The sequence below is a fragment of the Flavobacterium macacae genome (genome assembly GCF_003865365.1).
Taxonomy (GTDB): Bacteria; Bacteroidota; Bacteroidia; order Flavobacteriales; family Flavobacteriaceae; genus Flavobacterium; species Flavobacterium macacae.
In genome coordinates this window covers 5,879-23,623 of sequence record NZ_RQVR01000009.1, presented here as the reverse complement: position 1 = coordinate 23,623, position 17,745 = coordinate 5,879, and the positions used below count along the sequence as shown (strand labels likewise).

The window sequence follows — 17,745 nt, the reverse complement described above, 5'->3', positions numbered from 1 at the left end:
CTAATAAACAATAATTAATTTATATGGCATATTTTCTTCAAGCAGACACCACTTCGGTAGCGGCACAACAAGTTTTAGAAGAAGTTTCAACTGAAAAAACCTTACCAATCTGGGACTTAATGACCAGCGGTGGAATTGGCGGACAAATAATTATGCTGTCAATAGGCGTATTGCTTTTCGTTGCTCTTTACATTTATTTTGAAAGAATAATGGTCATCAATGCAGCTTCAAAAGTTGATGCTAATTTTATGAATAGAATTAGAGAAAATATACTTGCCGGAAAAATTGATAGCGCGAAAATGCTTTGTGCGCAAAGTAATTCTCCTGTTTCGAGGCTGATTGACAAAGGAATTTCAAGAATCGGAAGACCATTAGAAGACATCAATACGGCGATTGAAAACGCAGGAAGACTTGAAATTTACAAGCTTGAAAAAAATGTCAGTATGATGGCAACTATTTCTGGAGCCGGACCAATGCTTGGTTTCTTGGGAACAGTAATCGGGATGATTTTAGCTTTTCATAAAATGGCAAGCGCAGGAGGACAAATTGAAGTTGGTGCTTTAGCCGAAGGAATTTATACTGCAATGACCACTACGGTTGCAGGACTTGTTGTGGGTATTATTGCTTTTATTGGATACAATCACCTTGTGGTAAAAACCAATAAAGTAGTTTATCAAATGGAAGCCAATGCGGTAGATTTCCTTGATTTGTTAAATGAACCAACTTAAGATATGAATATTAGAGGCCGAAATAAAGTAACTCCAGAATTTAATATGTCGTCAATGACCGACATCGTTTTTTTATTGCTTATTTTCTTCATGCTTACGTCAACGATGGTTACCACGAACGCTTTAGATTTAGTATTGCCAAAAGCAAAAGGCAAAACTGACAGCAATAAAAGTATTTCTGTGAGCATCAACAAAGACTTGAAATTTTTTATCGACAAAGAAGAAGTTCCCGAAGCTGAATTAGAATCCAGGTTACTTGGAATTTTTGCTGCAGCTACCGAAAAAGAAAAAGCAATTGTTTTAAGAGCTGAAGAAGGCGTGCCAATTGAAAAAGCGGTAGGCGTTCTTGATATTGCCAATAAAAATCAAATAAAAGTGGTTTTGGCTGTTCGTCCAAAATAATCTTATAGCCACATTAATAACAAAACGAACATCTTATTCATAAATTATGAAATATTTAGAAACAAAAGAAGAGCAAAGATCATTTGGCATAAGCACAGCAATTATTGCCGTCTTGCTTATTCTTTTTTTCTATTTAGGCCTTACATATATGGATCCGCCACCTGAAAACGGTATTGCAATTAATTTTGGCAATACCGAAATGGGTTCGGGAGAAAATAAAACTTCTACTGAAACCGTGCAATCAGCACCACAACCCACTTCTTCGTCTCAACCAACACCAAGCGCTGAAGAATTGACAACGCAAGATATGGAAGACGCTCCTGTTCTTTCAGAAACCAAAAAGCCAACGAAGAAACCAGCAGAAGAAGCCGTAAAACCAAAACCTGTTGTAAAACAACAACCTTCAAAAAGCACTTCAGATGCTTTGTCAAACTTATTAAACGGACCAAAATCTGACGGAAAAAATACCGAAGGCGAAGGTCCAGATAAAACGCCTGGTAACAAAGGTGCTTTAAACGGAAGTCCGTATGCCAATTCTTATTATGGTACCGGAACTGGAAATAGCGGTAAAGGCTGGGGTTTGAATGGAAGAAAACTCAGCAACAGCGGCAAGGAGGTTCAAAAGTGCAATGAATTTGGAACAGTTGTCGTTCAGATAACCGTGAACAGAAGCGGCAATGTGATTGCCGCACAATATGCAAAAGGAACTACAAATACGAATCCTTGCTTGGTAGAACCCGCATTGGCAACTGCTAGGAAATACAAATGGCAACCCGATTCAGATGCTCCAGAAACACAAACCGGATTTATTGTCGTAAACTTTAAATTAGGCGAATAATACTCCTTTAAATGAACTATTCTGAAACTTTAGACTGGATGTTCGGTCAATTGCCGATGTACCAAACACAAGGTGCTTCAGCGTATAAAGAAGATTTGGACAATACTATTTTATTGGCGAATCATCTCCAAAATCCTGAAAAGGAAATCATGACCATTCACGTTGCCGGAACAAACGGAAAAGGCTCTACTTCGCATTTTCTTGCGTCTATTTTACAGGAAGCGGGTTATAAAACTGGATTGTACACTTCCCCACATTTAAAAGATTTTCTCGAAAGAATAAAAATTAACGGCCAAGATATTTCCGAAGATTTTGTTGTCGATTTCATCGAGTCCCACAAATCTTTTTTTGAAGAGAATCAGTTGAGTTTTTTTGAAATGACCGTTGGTCTGGCTTTTGATTATTTCCGCGAAGAAAAGGTCGATATTGCGATAATTGAAGTTGGTTTAGGTGGCAGGCTAGATTCTACAAATATAATTGCCCCACTACTTTCTGTGATAACAAATATTGGTTTGGATCACGTTCAGTTTTTAGGAAATACGCTTGAAAAAATTGCTTCTGAAAAAGCAGGAATTATTAAACCGAAAACTCCTGTTATCATTGGAGAATACACGTCGGAAACAAAACCTGTTTTTGAAAACAAAGCAAAAAAAACACAATCTGAAATCTTTTTTGCCTCTGATTTGATCGAAAAAACCTATCCATCTGTTTTAGTGGGAGATTATCAAACACACAATAAGAAAACGGTTTTGCAAGCCATTCGTGTGTTACAAAGTCAGAATCAATTTGAAATTTCGGAAGAAAATATAAAAAATGGTTTTTGGAATGTTGTTAAAAATACCAACTTGCAAGGAAGATGGCAACAACTGGGAACCCATCCAAAAATAATTTGCGACACGGCACACAACAAACACGGACTTGAAATCGTGATGAAACAGTTGTCAAGAGAAGAATTCGACACCTTACATATCGTTTTAGGCGTGGTGAATGACAAAGATTTAGATGATGTCCTGCCTTTATTTCCAAAAAATGCAAACTATTATTTCTGCAAGCCAAATATTTTTCGTGGATTAGACGCTTCCATTTTACATCAAAAAGCATCTGAATTTGAACTTAACGGAAAAGCATTTAATTCTGTTTCAGAAGCTTATGAAGCAGCCAACCACAACGCCTCCAAAAACGATTTTATATATGTCGGCGGAAGTACCTTTGTAGTTGCAGAAATTTTGTAAATATTTAAAAAAAATGCTTGCAGATTTAAAAAACTAGCTTATATTTGCACACGCAATAACGCAAGACATTGCAACCCGAAAGGGCGATTAGCTCAGCTGGTTCAGAGCACCTCGTTTACACCGAGGGGGTCGGGGGTTCGAACCCCTCATCGCCCACAAAATGCCAAATGGCGCAACTTTAAAAGGTAGCGCCATTTTTTTTGCAAAAAACTAATTCTTTTGCTTAACTTTTCTCTCCATTGTATTGGCATCTACCGCAGTATTTATAATCTAACTATTTTTTATTATTAAAAAACAATAGTTAAATAATTACAAAAAAAAATTTGTTTTTAGCGTAACTGCCGTAAATTGAATGCATTATGCTAATTTCAAGATTATGAGAAAAATTACTTTTGTCTTTGCCTTTTTTACAGCAGTAATAAATGCGCAAACTTTCCCAAACCCTTATTGTGGTATTACCGAACCTGATGAAGTAGTTGTTGAGGAAATCACCTCTATCAGCTTCAACAACGTGGTGATTAACAACATTAACGATACTGACGTATTAATTGATTTTACCGCCACCTCTGTTCCCGTAGCTTCTGGCCAGACGTACTCTCTTAAAGTATATGGAAACACTCAAGGGAATTTTGACACTAACATAGTCGCATTTATTGACTGGAACAATAACGGCGTATTAAATGACGCTGGAGAGATTTATGAAGTAGGCACACTCACCAATTCAACCGGAACTGACGGCATTTTTGTAGCTATGGATATTCCCGTTCCTACAACCGCCAATAATGCAACTACACGTATACGCATTACAAAAACATATACAGATGAAGAATCAGTTGCCGTAATTAATCCTTGTGCAATATCATTTAGCCCCTTTGGATTTGGCGAATTCCCAGGATACGGCCAAGCTTTAGACTTTATTTTGAACGTCAATACTTTAAGCAACCCGGCTTTTGATGCACAGTCACTATCTATTTACCCTGTGCCTGCAAAAAATTCACTGACTATAACTTATAAATCAGCCATTGGCAGTTTACACATTTACAATCAATTAGGGCAAGAAGTACACAAAAAAACAGGTTTGGGTCCTGAAACCACTGTTGACGTTTCTAATCTTGCAGTTGGCGTTTATATACTAAAATTATTTAATGAGAAAGAAGCTAAGACTTTTAAAATTTTCAAGGAATAAACTCGAAGCGTAGCATCAACAATTTTTAAAAAAACGCTTCAGTTTTCTGAAGCGTTTTTTATTCATTTATATTTCGTCTTACTCTTTGTCCGTTGCAATCATAAACCTCGAATTGTTCTTGAGATTGAGGCAAGCCTAACTAATCTTGTAATCATAAGTTGTAAGAAATTCTTATAATCAAAGCTCCCTATCGTAAAAACCAAAAAAACTCATCTCTTGTTTTGTTACCAACAAAAAAAAAGTTATTTATTTAGTATAAAAATTATAACTGTACTATTTAAAATATAGTATCTGAATTAAAGCAATTCCAGTGTTCTTTCTAAAGCCATGCCACGAGAACCTTTGATTAAAATCAGCTGATTTTGGAGTTTTTCCTCTTTAATAAAATTTGAAAAATCCTCAAAAGTTTCATGGAAAAACACAAATTCACTATCCATTTTATTTGCGTAAAATTGGCTTCCAACAAAATAGGTTTTGACTTCAGGCTCATTTTCTAACAACGAAACAATGTGCTTGTGTTCTTCAAAACTTTCTTCGCCCAACTCAAACATATCGCCTAAAACAGCTATTTTATTTTCTTTTTCTAACTGCAAAAAATTCTTGATCGCTACTTCCATACTGCTCGGATTGGCATTGTAAGCATCCAAAATAATTTCGTTTGAATTTTTGACCAGCATTTGAGAACGGTTATTTTCTGGAATATAACTTTCTATCGCTTCTTTAATTTCTTCGTTTGAAACTTTGAAATACTTCCCGATTGTGATCGCCGCGTTGATGTTATTTGCATTGTACAAACCGATCAAATTTGATTTTACTTTTATCCCATCATAAGTGATTTCTACGAAAGGATTGGCTTTAATTTCATTAATCAAAACCGACGCATTTTTATCGGTTTGACTGAAAGTAATCCGCAGGTTTTTTTCGGTTTTTTCTCTTTGAATAGTATCATCTAAATTGACAAAAACGAATTTGTTGTTTTCGGAAAGAAACTGATACATTTCACTTTTGCCTTTGATTACGCCTTCGGTACCGCCAAAACCTTCGAGGTGCGCTTTTCCAAAATTGGTAATGTATCCAAAATCTGGCTGCGCAATTTCACACAAAAATTCAATTTCTTTTTGGTGGTTCGCGCCCATTTCCACAATTCCAATTTCAGTCTTGGAAGTGAAAGAAAGCAACGTCAACGGAACTCCGATATGGTTGTTTAGATTTCCAACCGTCGCTTTTGTATTGTATTTCTTTGAAAGAACGACGTTGATCAATTCTTTGGTCGTTGTTTTTCCGTTGCTTCCGGTCAAGGCAACAATAGGAAGTTTTAGATAGTTTCTATGGAATTTAGAAAGCTCTTGCAAAGCTCTTAAAGAATCTTCCACAAGAATGGTTCTCTCGTCTATAAAATAATCTTGATTGTCGATTATTACAAAAGAGGCTCCTTTTTTTAAAGCTTCTTCGGCAAAAGTATTGGCATCAAATCGCTCGCCTGTTATTGCGAAAAACATCGAATTGTTTTCGATTTTTCGGGTATCGATTGACACGGAGTTACAACTTAAAAATAAATTGTGAATGTTTTTAATTTCCATTTTTTAGAAACTGTATTATAAAACAAAAGCCCTAATTAAAGGGCTTTTGTGGAATTTATGTACTGAAAATTAATTTCTTGCTTTTTTCTTTCCGTCAGATTTTGGACCTACTCTTGACATTGCACATCTAAATCCGATGTAGTCAGTTGCCATATCTTGCGGGAAGTATCTTCTTTGAGCTGGATCTAACCAATAAGCTCTGTCTCTCCAAGAACCACCTTTGTAAACTCTAACATTATCATCAATTAAAGTTGTTCTTTTTGAAGACTTGTCAAATCTTCTCACCATGTTTCCTAAACTGTCTGTAGTCACATTGTGTTTCGGAGAATCATACATTCTTTTTGAGTCATCTACTTTTTCTCCTTCTTCAGAACTTCCGAAGTCAAAATATCTGGTTGATTGTTTGTCTCCATCTCTGTAATTCCTGTTGTCAGATTTGTCGAAATTTTGTCTCAAATAGGTTTCTTTTTCGTCGATTGGCACTTGAGCAATTTGACCAGGGAAATTTCTTGCCATGATTCTACCGTTTGCTAAAGTATCATAAGCGATGGTTTCTGCTGTAACAATTTCAGCTTTTCCGTCTTCACCGATTTTATTTTTCATGTAAACGTTACCTCTGTAATAGTTGAAGTCATTTGCTTCATCATCAACAATAGGTCTGTAAACGTCAGCAACCCATTCTGCAACGTTACCTGCCATATCATACAATCCAAAATCATTTGGTGGATAATATTTCACGCTTTGAGTAATATCAGCACCATCATCAGACCATCCTGCGATACCACCGTAATCCCCTTTACCTTGTTTAAAGTTAGCCAATTGATCTCCTTTCACTTTCCTGTTTCCAGAACGTGTGTAGTTTCCTTTCCAAGGATATTTCTTTTGGCCTCTGTACAAGTTATATTCTCTGTTACCTACATCAGAAGCTGCAGCATATTCCCACTCTGCTTCTGTTGGAAGCCTGTATTCTGGAAGAATGATACCCGAAGTTCTTTGAGCATATAAATTAGTACTATCTTTCGATTTCCCTCTTTTCCCTTTAAGAACGATTTCTTCATTCCCTCCGTAAGTTTTTGTTGGAGCATTCAAATATGTTTCTGTGTTAAAGGTACTTTCCCCTTTTGCATCAGTAACTTTTGCATCTCTTTTTAAGTAACCTTCTCTTTCAAGAACATTTTCGTTCACACGATCTGTTCTCCATTTGCTGAATTCAACCGCTTGAATCCAGTTTACACCCACTACTGGGTAGCTTGCATAAGCAGGATGCCTAAGATAGTTATTTGTCATTGTTTCGTTATAACCCAATCTGTCTCTCCAAACTAATGTATCAGGAAGGGCTCCTTCATAAATATTTCTGTAATTATCATCTTCTGGATCAAAAACTCTTTTTAACCAATCAAGGTATTCCATATACATGATATTGGTTACCTCGGTCTCATCCATGTAAAAAGACTGAACGTGTTGTTGATTTGGCGTATTGTTCCAATCGTGCATTACATCGTCCTGAACTTTACCCATCGTAAATGTTCCACCTTCAACCAAAACAAGTCCAGGAGCCGTTTCTTGCTTCTTGAAATTAGAATTGTATTGAAACCCACCTTTCTTGTCATTGATTTTCCAACCAGTGGCAGAAGATGCGTTTTTTGAGCTGGAGTTCTTACTACAACTAGTAACACCCACAACTAATGCCGCAGTTAGCATCAGCCTCAAAGCCATAATTTTGTTTACTTTCATACTTTCAGTAGGTAATAAATTTCGAGCCGCAATATAATAATTAACCGTTAAACCGCAACACAAAATTTAAATTATAATAAAAAACTAATTTTTTGTTAAATCCACATTTCTAAAACGTAAATATTATCAGTTTATTGTACTTAATATTAAGTTAAAAAAATTATTTTTGAAATTCGTAATAAATACCATTACTAAGCGTTATTGAAATTGATGAAAAATACATTTTTACTCTTATCCCTCCTCTTTTCCCTCCATTCTTTTGCACAGCAAAAAGAAACAATTACTATTGAATGGATTGAAAACTCAGGTGTTTTTTCTGAACAAATAAAAATCAAAATTCCTACATTTAAGTCTTCGTCATTTTATTATGATTTTGCCAAAAATAAAATTCAATATGTTAAAAAAATCCCTGTAAATGGTTTTGTAGACGAGAAATCATTCGTTGTGAGCAACGTTGTTTTTGAGTCTATATCTGAAGAAAATCTAGGCGATTTAAACAAAAAATCAATCCCGAATTCTATTGTTTCATCCATTAAAAATATGGATAATAATGGTGGTCAAAAAGCCTATTTTGAAGTTTCTCCTATCATAAAATCAGGAAACACCTACCAAAGAATAAAATCGTTTTCTTATTCTTTTGCAATTGCACAAAACCAAATGACTTCCTATTCCACGAATAGCATTACAGCAATTTCAAATTCTGTTTTAAGCTCTGGAGATCTTTATCGTTTTTATGTTACAAAATCGGGCGTTTATAAAATCTCCCGAAGTTTTATTCAAAGTTTAGGAATGAATTTAAACGGAGTTGATCCAAGAAACATAAAAATATATGGAAACGGTGGCCGAATGCTGCCTCTTTTAAACAGCATTCCTTATCCTGATGATATGGCCGAAAATGCAATCAGTATCATTGGCGAAGAAGACGGAGGATTTGACAATTCAGATTATATTTTATTTTATGCTGAAGGCGTCGACAACTGGAACGAAGAAAGCGAAACGCACAACAATCTTTTTGCTGACAAATCTTATTATTATATCACTTCTAATGGAGGCCCAGGAAAAAGAATTGGCAATATGCCTGCTATTACTCAAGCCCCAACAATGACAACAACTGTTTTTGACGATTATCAATTTCACGAAGTAGACCGAATAAATGTAGCACGTTTGGGCAGAAAATGGTTTGGAGAACAATTTAATATTGAAAATGAGCAAGAATTTAAATTTCAATTTCCAAATCTTGCGCCTGCTTCTCAAATAAACATCCAAGTTTCTGCTGCTGGCGCTTCATTTTCTACAAATAATATGACTGTCACCGCAAATACCCAAAATATAGGAACAATGACCTTTGATGCAATAGGATCAAACTCTTCTACTTTGGCAAGCCCTGATAATACCGCAGGAAATATCCCAAGCACTGAAACCGTGACTGTAAAATTGACTTACAATAATAATGGAGTACCGAGTGCAAATGCTTACTTAGATTATATTATTCTGAGATCAAAAGGAAGATTGAATGGTTTTGGGAAACAGTTTCGATTTCAATTAAATGATGCTGCCTTAAACTCAGGAGTAATTGAGTATCAATTTTCAAATGCTTCGGGAATTAGCCAAATTTGGGACATCACAGATATTTACAATGTTTCAAAAACGCTAAACCCTAACCAAAACAACTTTTCTTTTAAGTCTTACTTAGGTGAAATCAGAAATTACATTGCTGTTGACAATGCTAACTTTTTAAGCCCTTTAAAAGATTCAAAATCAAGAGTTGCCAATCAAAATTTAAAAGGAACGATATTAAAGAACAATCAAGGTGCTTTTCAAGATTTAGATTATTTAATCGTTACACCAGCATCTTTGACCTCTCAAGCAGAGCGATTGGCAAATTTTCATAGAAATTATTCACAGTTAAATGTAAAAGTAATAAGTCTAGAAGCAATCTATGAAGAATTTTCTTCGGGAAAGCAAGATATTGCCGCTATAAGAAATTTCGCAAAATACATTTACAATAACGCATCTTCTCCTAATAATAGACTGAAATATTTAAATTTATTTGGAGATGCTTCTTTTGACTACAAAAACAGAATTCCGAATAATACTAATATCGTCCCGATTTTTCATGTCTTGGACAGTTTTTCTTTAGGTAGCTCTTACATGACTGATGATTTTTATGCCATGTATGGCCCTAATGAAGGAAGAATGGGTTCTGCAGCTGACAATATGGAAATTTCCGTAGGCCGAATGCTGGTTTCAGATTTAAAACAGGCAGAAGAAATGGTAACCAAAGTTATCGAATACCACGCAGTTGAATCTTATGGAAAATGGAGAAATAATTTTGTTTTGGTTTCAGATGATGTTGACGCTGCATGGGAAAACTCAATCCAGACAGGTATTGACGACCTTGGGGATGAAATTTATGCTCAAAAACCTTTTATCAACGTAAAAAAAATCCACACTGATTCTTATGTCCAAGAAGCTTCTGCTGGAGGATTCAGGTACCCAAAGGCAAGAAAAGATTTCTTTGATGCCATAAACCAAGGCGCTTTGGTCGTCAATTATTTTGGACACGGCGGTGAAGATGGATTGGCTGTAGAAAGGATTTTTGAAAAAACAGACGCACAAACCTTGTCCAACCAATTTAAATACCCCCTTTTTATTACAGTAACTTGCGAGTTCACTCGATTTGACAATCCTTACCGACCGACCGCAGGAGAACAAATGTATTGGAATCCAAAAGGCGGCGCCATTTCAATGGTTACAACCACAAGACAAATCGATGTTAACACAGGTCAAGACATCAACGAACACCTAGCTGAAGAACTTTTCGGTTTTGTCAATTCAAGCGACATTTCAATGGCAGAAGCTTTAAAAAATGCCAAGAACACGTATGAACAACCTACTTTAATGGTTTCTTACATTGGTGACCCTGCCATAAAATTACCAATCCCAAAACCTACCATTGTTTTAACAAAAGTAAATGACGAGCCAATTCAAACTTCAAGCTTCGTTTTAAGCGCCTTGAGTCCCGTGAAATTTACAGGTGAAGTGAGAGATATTGCCGGAAACAACATGCTTTCAAACTATAATGGCGATTTGTCCGTAAATATATTTGACAAAAACATACAAAAATCAACTTTAGGAAACGACGGAACTTCTGATGGAGGTGGATTAATTTTAATGGATTTCACTTTATTAGGGGAAACCATTTTCAGAGGAAATGCTTCCGTGACCAACGGAAATTTTGAATTTAGTTTTGTTGTCCCTAGAGACATTACAATCCCGGTTGGAAACGGAAGAGTTAGCTTTTACGCAAAAAAAACACAAGCGCTTGAAGATCAAACCGGATATAATATTGACATAAAAATTGGAGGCATAAACCCAACCGCTGTGGCTGACAATATTGGACCAAGAGTTCGTCTTTATATGAATGACGAAACATTTATTTCAGGAGGAATCACCAATGAATCGCCCATATTTTTAGCCTTTTTAGAAGATGAAAACGGAATCAACACAGCCAGCGGTATCGGTCATGACATTGTTGCTATTTTAGACGGAGACGAAAACAATCCTTATATCTTAAATGATTATTATGAAACGGAACTTGACGATTACACCAAAGGAAAAGTACGTTTCCCTTTTAGAGATTTAGCTGTTGGTTTGCACACAATTGTATTTAAAGCTTGGGATGTTTACAATAATCCTGTTACGGCTGAAATTCAATTTATTGTTGTGGGTGATGAAAATGTTACCTTGACAAACGTGCTGAACTATCCAAATCCGTTTGTGAATTACACACAGTTTTGGTTTACGCATAATAAACCTTATGAACCATTGGATGTTCAAGTACAAATTTTAACCATTACAGGAAAAATTGTAAAGACTATTAATCAAGTGGTAAATACGGAAGGTTTCCTTTCAAGAGAAATTACTTGGGACGGAAAAGATGATTTTGGAGACCGAATCGGAAAAGGAGTTTATGTTTATAAACTCACAGTCAGATCTAATTTGACAAATAAAAAAACAGAAAAGTACGAGAAACTTGTTATCCTTTAATAAAATATTATATTTGTTCAATTAAATATTCAACCAGAATGAAAAAAACCGCTTTAATAATACTTTGCGCTTTAGTATTCAATGTTTCCAATGCACAGGATCGCGTAATCACAACCGGAGTACCTTTTCTGTTGATTGCAGGTGACGCTAGATCTGCTGGTATGGGTGATATTGGTGTTGCTACATCTCCTGACGTTTATTCACAACAATGGAATCCAGCAAAATATGCCTTTTCACTTGACAAACAAGGTTTTTCTTTAAGTTACACACCTTACTTGACTGACTTGGCAAATGATATTGCACTGGGTCAGGTAACCTATTTTAATAGAATTTCTGAGCAAAGTGCTTTTGCCGCAAGTTTAAGATACTTTAGTTTAGGAGAAATAGAATTTAGACAAAATGCAGATGATACTCCAAACATCGTAAAACCAAGTGAACTTGCTGTTGACTTATCTTACTCATTAAGATTAGACGAACGTTTTTCTATGTCTGTTGCTGGTCGATTCATTAGTTCAAGTCTAAGAATTCCCGACGGAACCGGAGACGCTTCTGCCGCAACTTCTTTTGCCGTTGATATTTCTGGATATTATCAATCAGAAGAAATCGCTTATGATGACTTTAACGGAAGATGGCGCGGTGGATTTAATTTCCAAAACTTAGGTCCAAAACTTAACTATAACAATGACGATATAGATTCAAATGCTAATTTCTTACCTGCAAATATGAAATTAGGTGGTGGATTTGATTTCATCTTTGACGAATACAACAAAGTTTCTCTTAACTTAGAAGTAAATAAATTATTAGTTCCCACTCCAGATTTTCGTAATGAAAATGGCGAGGTCGATCCTGATAAAGTAAATGACTATAATTCCATCGGTTGGACAGAAGGAATTTTCCAATCTTTTGGCGATGCTCCTGATGGAATGAAAGAAGAATTAAAAGAATTCACTTGGGCTTTAGGTGCTGAATATTGGTACCAAGATTCATTTGCTATCAGAGCGGGATATTTTAATGAAAGTGAAGAAAAAGGAGCACGAAAATTCCTTTCTCTTGGAGCCGGATTCAAATATAACATTGTAAAACTGGACGTATCTTATTTATTCTCGGCTTCAAAAGTAAGAAACCCACTTGAAAATACACTTCGTTTCTCTCTAAGCTTTGCTTTCGGAGACCAATACGATGAATATTAGCATTCTAATTTAAAGACCTAAAGATCCAAATTGCTTTCATTAGTAATTTGGATTTTTTTTCCTAAATACATTTATGAAACAAATAAACATTACCACAACTTTCTCTGTTTTTGATTCAAAAGAAGAGCTTACCGCTGACCTTTTGGATTTAATGAACCAAGCCATTGAAATCAGAAAAAAAGCATACGCCCCTTACTCAAAATTCAGGGTAGGCTGCGCCATTGCATTAGATAACGGCAAAATAGTTTTAGGATCCAACCAAGAAAACGCTGCGTATCCCTCAGGATTGTGCGCTGAAAGAGTTGCCATATTCCAAGCCGGAGCTATTTATCCTGACTCAAAAATTTTAAAAATGGCCATTTCTGCCACTTCCGACGAAAAACCGGTTCTCGCCCCTATTCCTCCATGTGGCGGATGCAGGCAATCCATTTCAGAATATGAATTCAAACAAGAAACGCCCATTGAAATTTATTTTATGGGAGAATCCGGAGAAGTGTACAAGTCTGATTCGTTAAAAAATCTGCTCCCGTTCATGTTTGATAAAAACTATTTATAAAAATACCTAAAATTTACCTTTTAAGTTTTAGTTCTAAGTCGGAATGTCTTATTTTTGCATTCCGACACTTCGGAGCGCAAATTTGTGTGAGGCAACTATTTTGCGCGTGTATTAGCAATTTACTGGCACGATAACGTTTAGCAAAAAACAAACAATGAAAGAAGTTACAAAAGAAGTTTACTTAAAGTGGTACGAAGACATGCTGCTTTGGAGAAAATTTGAAGACAAATTAGCCGCTCTGTATATCCAACAAAAAGTAAGAGGTTTTCTTCACTTATACAATGGTCAAGAAGCTGTTTTAGCTGGAGCATTGCATGCAATGGATTTATCAAAAGATAAAATGATTACTGCTTATAGAAACCACGTGCAGCCCATCGGAATGGGTGTTGATCCAAAAGCTGTAATGGCTGAGTTGCTTGGAAAAGTAACAGGAACCTCTAAAGGAATGGGCGGATCTATGCACATATTCTCTAAAGAAAAAGGATTTTATGGAGGCCACGGAATCGTTGGAGCGCAAATTCCAGTTGGTGCCGGTATCGCTTTCGCAGACAAATATTTTGAAACTGGCGGTGTAACCATGACTTATTTTGGTGATGGAGCCGCACGCCAAGGTTCTTTGCACGAAGCTTTTAACATGGCAATGCTATGGAAGCTTCCAGTGGTATTTATCGTTGAAAACAACGGTTATGCAATGGGAACTTCTGTGGAGAGAACTGCAAACCACACTGATATCTGGAAACTTGGTTTAGGATATGAAATGCCTTGTGGACCAGTTGATGGAATGAATCCTGTGAAAGTAGCTGAAGCAATGCACGAAGCGATCGACAGAGCGCGCCGTGGTGACGGACCAACTTTCCTTGAAATGAAAACATACCGTTACAGAGGACACTCGATGTCTGACGCACAATTATACCGCTCAAAAGAAGAGGTTGAAGAGTACAAAAAAATTGACCCGATCACTCAAGTTTTAGATGTAATCAAAGAAAACAATTATGCTACTGAAGCAGAAATTGAAGCCATTGATGAACGTGTAAAAGAATTGGTAGAAGAATGCGCAAAATTTGCTGACGAATCTCCATTTCCAGAAGTACAGCAACTTTATGATGTTGTTTACGAACAAGAAAACTATCCTTTCATCCCTCATAAACTATAATCAATATGGCAATCAAAATCACAATGCCTCGCTTGAGCGATACTATGACAGAAGGAACTGTAGCGACATGGTTGAAAAAAGTTGGGGACCAAATTAAAGAAGGAGACATTCTTGCTGAAATCGAAACAGACAAAGCAACAATGGAATTCGAATCGTTTAATTCTGGAACTTTATTGCACATTGGTATTCAAGAAGGAGAATCAGCTCCAATTGATTCACTTTTAGCAATTATTGGTAAAGAAGGTGAAGATATTTCAGATTTATTAGGTGGCGCAAGTTCATCTGATAAAAAGGAAGAAACTCCAAAAGAGGAAACTAAATCTGAAGAAAAATCAGAGGAAGCTCCGAAAGAAGATAAAAAAGAAGAAGCTCCAAAGGCCGAAAGCGCTTCATTGCCAAAAGGTGTTGTAGTGGTAACTATGCCACGCTTGAGCGACACAATGACTGACGGAACTGTAGCTACCTGGTTGAAAAAAGTAGGCGATAAAATTGCCGAAGGCGATATTCTTGCTGAAATTGAAACGGATAAAGCAACAATGGAATTTGAATCTTTCAATTCTGGAACTTTATTAGAAATCGGAATCAAAGAAGGAGAATCTGCTCCTGTTGATAGCGTTTTAGCAATCATCGGACCAGAAGGAACTGATGTTTCTGGAATTGCTGCTAACTATAAAAATAGCGGTGCTGTTGCAGCTCCTGCAAAAGAAGAAGCTAAATCTGAGGAAAAATCAGAAACAAAAACGGAAGAAACTAAGAAAGAAGATTCGAAGGAAGAATCAATCGAAACGGTTTCTGACGGCAAAAGAATTTTCATTTCTCCATTGGCTAAAAAAATTGCTGAAGAGAAAAAAATAAATATTGCTCAAGTAAAAGGAACGGGTGAAAACGGACGTATCGTGAAAAGCGATATCGAAAACTTCACGCCTGCACAAGCACCAGCTGCACAAGCTTCTAAATCAGAAAGCGCAACTGCTGTAAAACCATTTGTTGCTGCAGGAGAAACTTCTTCTGAAGAAATTAAAAATTCACAAATGCGTAAGGTGATCGCCAAACGTCTTGCTGAATCTAAATTTACAGCGCCACATTATTACTTGACAATCGAAGTAGCAATGGACAGCGCGATGGCTTCAAGAAATACAATCAATTCATTGCCAGATACGAAAGTTTCTTTCAATGATATGGTTATCAAAGCCTGCGCAATGGCATTGAAAAAACATCCAAAGGTAAATTCACAATGGAAAGAGGACTTTACGGTGATCCACCACCACGTTCACATTGGAGTTGCTGTTGCTGTTGAAGACGGTTTGGTAGTTCCAGTTCTTAAATTTGCTGATCAATTGAGCTTGACTCAAATTGGCGGTAATGTGAGAGATGTTGCTGGAAGGGCAAAAAACAAAAAATTACAGCCTGCCGAAATGGAAGGAAGTACTTTTACGGTTTCTAACTTAGGAATGTTTGGTATCACAGAATTTACTTCTATCATCAACCAACCTAACTCTGCAATTCTTTCTGTGGGTGCAATTGTTGAAAAACCAGTGGTAAGAAACGGACAGATTGTTGTTGGAAACACAATGAAAGTAACACTTGCTTGCGACCACAGGACTGTTGATGGAGCTACAGGAGCACAATTCTTGCAGACTTTAAGACAATACTTGGAAAATCCGGTTACGATGCTAGCATAAGCTAATTTCCTTATAAATAAAAATCTCGTTTTGAATTTTCAGAACGGGATTTTTTTATTTATAAATTCTTGTTTTTAGCGGTAATCCATCTTGACATATATTCGGTACTGCGCAACGTATGATGTTGCAGGATTTGGCCTATAAAGTTTTCATTTCTGTGGTTTTTAAGATTATGTAACAAGTAATTTATTTTCTCACTAAACTCTGAAAAATACAGCTCTCTGGAAAATTTAGCTTTTAATATTTCAAAACCATTCTGCTGGCTTTCATTCCAAAGATTTTCATCGTTATATAATTGCACCGCTTTGTTTGCAAATTCTTGAGGATTATCTTCTACAAAACCATTCCAAGATAACGCATCGTGCATCGATTCAGCTCCTATTGACGTGGTAACACTCGGAGTTCCGTATTGCATCGCTTCCAAAAGTTTTCCTTTAATTCCAGCTCCAAATCGCAAAGGCGCCAGCATTACCCTGGCATCAGATATTACCGTTGAAGCATTTTCAGCCCTTCCTTCAATTAAAAAATTAGATTTAGGATTATGCAATTGCAAAACCTTTTGAGAAGGATAAGCACCGTAAATTTTCAGCGTGACACCTGGCAGTTGTTTATGAACTAATGGCCAAATTGTTTCTTTTAGGTATAAAACAGAATTCCAATTGGGTTCGTGAAGAAAGTTCCCGATAAATACAAAACCTTCTTTTTTATTAAAATCACTAACTTCAGAATTCTTTTCTGCAAATAATGGAAGATACATTAGAGCAGAAGCATTTATTTTAAATTGGTCTTTAAGAAGATTTATTTCAAATTCGGAAACCATTAAAGAAATATCACACCTTAAAATACTTGCAATTTCTCTTTTAGAAACATCCGAAAACAAATCAGAAATATCAAAATCTCTATTTTCTTTGCATGCTTTCTGCCTTCCCAACCGAAGGCAGTGCAAATCTTCTGTATCCAATATTTTCAAAGCGTCTGGACACGATTGAGATACACGCCAACCAAATTGCTCTTCTATCATGAATCGATCAAAAAGCACAATATTTGGCTGTAATTCTGAAACAAAAGCATCAAAACCAGCATCATTTAAAAGAATATTTTTCCTTTCAATACCCATTTCATCCAGAGGAAAAGAAAATTCTCCTTCTTGCGCCGCACTTGCAAAGACAATTGTAAAATCCAATTGCTTAAAAATATCAACAAGCTGGATCATTCTGCTTCCTGCTGCAGAGGATTTTGGCTCTGGCCACACGATCCCGATAATCAATAAGGTTTTTCTATTATCCATAAGGCAAAGGAAAGCGATTTATTACTTCTCCAAAAGAAAGTTTAAAGCTATTTTTGATTTTCATCCAAAAAAAAAAAATCCCCATCAAATGAATGATGAGGATTTTATAAGAAAGGCGGCGGATTG

The 17,745-nt window shown here is 36.2% G+C and carries 13 protein-coding genes and 1 tRNA gene; 11 read left to right on the top strand and 3 right to left on the bottom strand.

Features of this window, described 5'->3' with window-relative positions; all coding sequences use genetic code 11:
• Positions 1-23 precede the first annotated feature (23 nt).
• The 6 genes from EG849_RS08865 (at position 24) to EG849_RS08840 (ending at position 4,386) form a co-directional block, all read left to right on the top strand.
• On the top strand, positions 24-728 hold the full coding sequence (locus tag EG849_RS08865) for a MotA/TolQ/ExbB proton channel family protein (protein ID WP_125012725.1): 705 nt from the start codon (positions 24-26) through the stop codon (positions 726-728).
• Positions 729-731: 3 nt separating this feature from the next.
• A complete protein-coding gene (locus tag EG849_RS08860) occupies positions 732-1,130 on the top strand; it encodes an ExbD/TolR family protein (protein WP_125012724.1) in 399 nt (132 codons plus the stop codon).
• A 46-nt stretch (positions 1,131-1,176) separates the two neighbouring features.
• Positions 1,177-1,968, top strand: coding sequence for an energy transducer TonB (locus EG849_RS08855; protein ID WP_125012723.1), 792 nt, complete (start codon positions 1,177-1,179; stop codon positions 1,966-1,968).
• A gap of 11 nt (positions 1,969-1,979) precedes the next feature.
• A complete protein-coding gene (locus EG849_RS08850) occupies positions 1,980-3,200 on the top strand; it encodes a bifunctional folylpolyglutamate synthase/dihydrofolate synthase (RefSeq protein WP_125012722.1) in 1,221 nt (406 codons plus the stop codon).
• Between the two features lie 81 nt (positions 3,201-3,281).
• A tRNA-Val gene (locus EG849_RS08845) sits at positions 3,282-3,356 on the top strand.
• Positions 3,357-3,576: 220 nt separating this feature from the next.
• The gene (locus tag EG849_RS08840) at positions 3,577-4,386 is read left to right on the top strand and encodes a T9SS type A sorting domain-containing protein (protein WP_125012721.1); all 810 of its coding nucleotides are present in this window, start codon (positions 3,577-3,579) and stop codon (positions 4,384-4,386) included.
• Positions 4,387-4,682: 296 nt separating this feature from the next.
• On the opposite strand, the gene EG849_RS08835 is transcribed toward EG849_RS08840, so the two are convergent.
• Together EG849_RS08835 and gldJ are read right to left on the bottom strand one after the other, a co-directional pair.
• Complete coding sequence (locus EG849_RS08835) at positions 4,683-5,966, bottom strand: UDP-N-acetylmuramoyl-tripeptide--D-alanyl-D-alanine ligase (RefSeq protein ID WP_125012720.1); 1,284 nt, start codon at positions 5,964-5,966, stop codon at positions 4,683-4,685.
• Between the two features lie 69 nt (positions 5,967-6,035).
• Complete coding sequence (gldJ, locus tag EG849_RS08830) at positions 6,036-7,700, bottom strand: gliding motility lipoprotein GldJ (RefSeq protein ID WP_125012719.1); 1,665 nt, start codon at positions 7,698-7,700, stop codon at positions 6,036-6,038.
• Between the two features lie 210 nt (positions 7,701-7,910).
• Between gldJ and porU the strand changes: the two genes are divergently transcribed.
• The 5 genes from porU to EG849_RS08805 all read left to right on the top strand — a co-directional run bounded on the left by porU (position 7,911) and on the right by EG849_RS08805 (position 16,331).
• Complete coding sequence (gene porU / locus EG849_RS08825; RefSeq protein WP_125012718.1) at positions 7,911-11,750, top strand: type IX secretion system sortase PorU; 3,840 nt, start codon at positions 7,911-7,913, stop codon at positions 11,748-11,750.
• 38 nt (positions 11,751-11,788) lie between these two features.
• A complete protein-coding gene (porV, locus tag EG849_RS08820; RefSeq protein WP_125012717.1) occupies positions 11,789-12,940 on the top strand; it encodes a type IX secretion system outer membrane channel protein PorV in 1,152 nt (383 codons plus the stop codon).
• Positions 12,941-13,013: 73 nt separating this feature from the next.
• Positions 13,014-13,496 (top strand): cytidine deaminase, encoded by a 483-nt coding sequence (gene cdd, locus EG849_RS08815; protein ID WP_125012716.1) that lies wholly within the window; start codon positions 13,014-13,016, stop codon positions 13,494-13,496.
• Positions 13,497-13,650: 154 nt separating this feature from the next.
• Positions 13,651-14,649, top strand: coding sequence for a pyruvate dehydrogenase (acetyl-transferring) E1 component subunit alpha (gene pdhA, locus EG849_RS08810; protein WP_125012715.1), 999 nt, complete (start codon positions 13,651-13,653; stop codon positions 14,647-14,649).
• Positions 14,650-14,654: 5 nt separating this feature from the next.
• Positions 14,655-16,331 (top strand): pyruvate dehydrogenase complex dihydrolipoamide acetyltransferase, encoded by a 1,677-nt coding sequence (locus tag EG849_RS08805; RefSeq protein WP_125012714.1) that lies wholly within the window; start codon positions 14,655-14,657, stop codon positions 16,329-16,331.
• 58 nt (positions 16,332-16,389) lie between these two features.
• Here the strand turns inward: EG849_RS08805 and EG849_RS08800 are convergent, their stop codons facing one another.
• The gene (locus EG849_RS08800) at positions 16,390-17,619 is read right to left on the bottom strand and encodes a glycosyltransferase (RefSeq protein WP_125012713.1); all 1,230 of its coding nucleotides are present in this window, start codon (positions 17,617-17,619) and stop codon (positions 16,390-16,392) included.
• Between the last annotated feature and the right edge of the window lie 126 nt (positions 17,620-17,745).